We start from the raw sequence: 3,388 nt of genomic DNA, 5'->3' as shown, positions 1-3,388 counted from the left end.
AAGGTTTGCGTTCATGCCGGTGGCGGCAAGATCGCGCTTCAGGTCGGCCATGATGGTGCGCAAGGCTTCACGGCCGGCATCGTTCGGCGCGAAGAGTTCCACCCGGACGCCCTCGCCCGTGACGTGGGCGCGCACGGTGACCGGACCAAGATTGTCCGGCGTGACGCTGATGGTCATCACGTGCTCACCGGGCTTGGCCTGCGCCAGCGTAAAGAGCGGGCGCGCCACCTGGGCGGTGAACGGCAACTGCTGGTTAGGCGCGGTGGGAGCGGGGGCCGTGGCCGAAGCGGCGGCCGCCGGCTGGGACACCGGGACCGGCGCGGCGACCGGCGCCTGAATACCCTGAAGCTGCTCGGCCTCGCCGCGCGCATTGGTAGCTGCAGCGACTATTAGTGCGGCTGCAGCGCCGTGTGCCGGGGTGCCCGGCACTGGTTCTCCGGGAAGTACGACGCCGGGGGGCAGCTGTGCAGGGACAGTCGACTGAGGTGCGGGCTGGGTGGGGACACCTTGGCCGGCCAGACCGGCGCGCTGGGTCTCGATGGCGTCTGCCCCGGCCTCCGGCGCCACGGGGGCTCCTGCGACAGGGGCGCCGGTCGAGGGCGCGGCTCCCGGGATGGTTCCGGCTCCGGAGGCCGGAACGAAGGCGCCCGAAGCTGTTGCGCTGGAAGTTGCGGCGGTTCCGGCACCTTGGGCGGCGCCGACCTGCCCGCCTGCGGCGGTTTGGCCAACGGGAGCAGGGGTGACAGGCGCCGCGGCTCCACCCTGCGGCACAGCAGCGGTGACCGCTGTTGTGTGACCGGCCTGGGTTACTGCTTCCCCGCCCGGTGCACCGGTGGCCGGTGCGCCGGTGGCTAGCCGGAGGCCGGTGCTGACCGATGTGTTTCCGACCGCTGCAGCACCCGGAACCAGGGCGACGGCGGACTGTCCTGCCAGGGCTGCTGCCTCGCCTTCAACCGGAGTTCCGGCACCGGCGGCGCTGCCCTCCGGCAGTGCCTGCCCGGTGACCGGCGGCCAGGCCGCTGGAGCGCCCGCGATCTCCGCGGCAGCTGTTCCATGAGCTGCAGTATCACCGGCAGGTTTGGCCTCGCCGGAAGGGGCCTGCCCACCGTTGCTGCCGGAAGAAGTGGTTCCGCCGGTGGAGGCACCGCCGTCGTGCTGGGAACGCTCCGCAGCAGCGGAGCCCTGCTGCAGTGCATCCTGCAGGGCGGCGTCGAAACCGGGGCCGGAGGAGCGCGAGGCAGACGGCCCACCCGTGCGGGAAGAGGCCGCGGGAGCGATCGGCAGGGAGTTCACGGGGAGGCTCATGCGGTTCGTCCCGTCGCAAAGGCGGCCTGCGCGGTGGCCAGCAGGTCGGTCAGCTGGCCGGCTCCGGTGGAGCCTCGGCCGGTGAGCGTGGAGGGCAATCCGGTGTTGCCGGTCTGCCCGGAGAGCATCGCAGTGATCGCACCGGAGGTGCCGTTCTGGCCCGTGAGCATGGAAGACAGCCCCGTCGAGGTGGAGAGCTGCGCCGCGGCGATCAAATCCGTCAGCGCGCTTTGCTGGTCCGCCGTCAGCGCTGCTGCGCCCGAGGCAGCACCGTCGGCACCGGCGGCCTGGACGGTGGACTCTTCCGGAAGGATCCGCCGGATGGTCGTGATGTTCGAGTCGTTTTCCCACGCGTCGCGGACCTTGATGGTGTCGCCGGGCTGCGGGGCGTCGATGGCTTTGCCGTTGCCCAGATAGATGGACACGTGGCCGCCGTCGAAACTAAAGAGCAGGTCGCCGGGCTTGGCGTCGGCCATCGAAGCCACCGGGGTGCCTTCCTTCATCTGGTCCCAGGTGACGCGCGGCAGGTCGATGCCGATGTCGCGGAAGGCGTGCTGCACGAAGGACGAGCAGTCAAGGCCCACGGAGGCATCGTTGCCGCCCCAGACGTAGGGCAGGCCGACGTACTTTTCCGTGGCTTTGATCAGTTCTGCGGCACTGCCGGTAACCGCCGTGCCGGAGGATCCATTGACGGCGGAGCCGACAGGGGAGCTGCCCGCCGCGGCCGTCAGCGCATCGGCAAACGCGCCGGCCGTGCTGCCGCCGGTGCCGCTGCCCGGGGCCGTGCTGGCTACGGCTTCGGGGGCAACTGGCGGCTGGGTGAGCTGGGTCAGCGTGGACTGGATCTGCTGGATCCGGCCGAGCGTATCGGGCATGCTCATCGTCCGTCACCGCTCCGCGCGCCGGTGGAGAGTTCGTCCAGCACCAGCTGCTCGCGCCGGAGCTCGTCCAGCGCTGCGGCTTCGGTGTGCCGCGTCTCAAGCTTCTCCAGCCCCACGGACTGCTTGCGCACGGCGAGGAAGTCCTGCTGCGCCTGCTGGGCTTCGTTCTGCCGGGTGCGGTTTAGGTTTTCCAGGTCGGCAAGCATGCTGCGCGAGGCAGAGCGCGCGGCGGCCACGGCGTGCAGCGTGGCGGCGTCGGAAACCTCACTCATGATGTCGCCCAGCTCGTTGCGGGCCGCGACCACGCGGGCGCCGGACTCACGGGCACGGTGGTTAGCGGCGGCGAGGTGGCCGGCGGCCTGGTCTTGCTGGAGCTGGCGCAGCCGCAGCAACCCGGCCAGGGGGAAGGATCGTGCCATGCTACATGCCTCCAAGGGTGCGGGTCAGGCGGTTCAGCTGCTCCCAGGCCGCCGCGGCGGGCGTCTGGTCGTCCATCCGCTGCTGCAGGAAAAGGTTGATGTCGTCTTCGTGCTGGACGGCCGCGTCCACCAACGGGTTGGAACCCGGCTGGTAGGCGCCCACGTCCAGCAGGTCCTGCGCGGCCTTGCGGGCCGCGAGTACCTTGCGCAGCACGCCGGCAGCCCGGGTGTTCTCCGGCGGGTTGACCTTGGACGCCACGCGGGAGATCGAACCGAGCGGGTCGATGGACGGGTAATGGCCGGACACGGCGAGCTTGCGGTCCAGCACCACGTGCCCGTCCAGGATCGAGCGGGCAGAATCGGCAATCGGCTCGTTGTGGTCGTCGCCGTCCACCAGCACGGTATACATGCCGGTCACCGACCCGGTCTCGGCCGTGCCGGCGCGTTCCAGCAGCCGGGCCAGGACGGAGAAGGTCGACGGCGGATAGCCGCGGGTGGCCGGCGGCTCCCCAACGGAGAGCCCGATCTCGCGCTGTGCCATGGCCACGCGGGTGAGCGAGTCCATCATCAGCATCACGTCAGCGCCGCGGTCGCGGAAGGACTCGGCGATCCGGGTGGCGGTAAAGGCGGCGCGCAGCCGCATCAGCGCCGGTTCGTCGGAGGTGGACACCACCACAATGGAGCGGGCCAGGCCGGCCTCGCCCAGGTCGTCTTCGAGGAACTCGCGGACTTCACGCCCGCGCTCCCCCACCAGCGCGATCACGGAGACCTCGGCGTCGGTGC

General features: G+C 70.8%; 3 protein-coding genes and 1 pseudogene. All 4 read right to left on the bottom strand.

Going from position 1 to position 3,388, the window contains the following annotated elements:
• A partial coding sequence (locus AC5RWT_RS35865; RefSeq protein WP_494084379.1) for a flagellar hook-length control protein FliK occupies positions 1-1,305 on the bottom strand: 1,305 nt, incomplete at its 3' end.
• Positions 1,302-2,180 carry a C40 family peptidase gene (locus AC5RWT_RS35860; RefSeq protein WP_494084378.1) on the bottom strand — a complete coding sequence of 293 codons (879 nt, stop codon included), beginning with the start codon at positions 2,178-2,180 and terminating at the stop codon, positions 1,302-1,304. The genes AC5RWT_RS35860 and AC5RWT_RS35865, both read right to left, overlap by 4 nt.
• Positions 2,181-2,182: 2 nt before the next feature.
• Positions 2,183-2,605: a flagellar FliJ family protein gene (locus AC5RWT_RS35855; RefSeq protein WP_494084377.1), complete on the bottom strand. Its 423-nt coding sequence runs from the start codon at positions 2,603-2,605 to the stop codon at positions 2,183-2,185.
• A 1-nt stretch (position 2,606) separates the two neighbouring features.
• Positions 2,607-3,388 (bottom strand): annotated as a pseudogene (locus AC5RWT_RS35850) (EscN/YscN/HrcN family type III secretion system ATPase); the annotation flags it as partial.

Source organism: Arthrobacter sp. Dra40, from assembly GCF_059091905.1.
Note: the sequence above shows the minus strand (reverse complement) of the source record. Positions and strands in the feature narration are given on the sequence as shown.

What these genes read in the sequence shown, in the direction of transcription:
- AC5RWT_RS35855 (WP_494084377.1), bottom strand. Translation starts at nt 2,605, where the DNA reads ATGGCACGATCCTTCCCCCTGGCCGGGTTGCTGCGGCTGCGCCAGCTC.
- AC5RWT_RS35860 (WP_494084378.1), bottom strand. Translation starts at nt 2,180, where the DNA reads ATGCCCGATACGCTCGGCCGGATCCAGCAGATCCAGTCCACGCTGACC.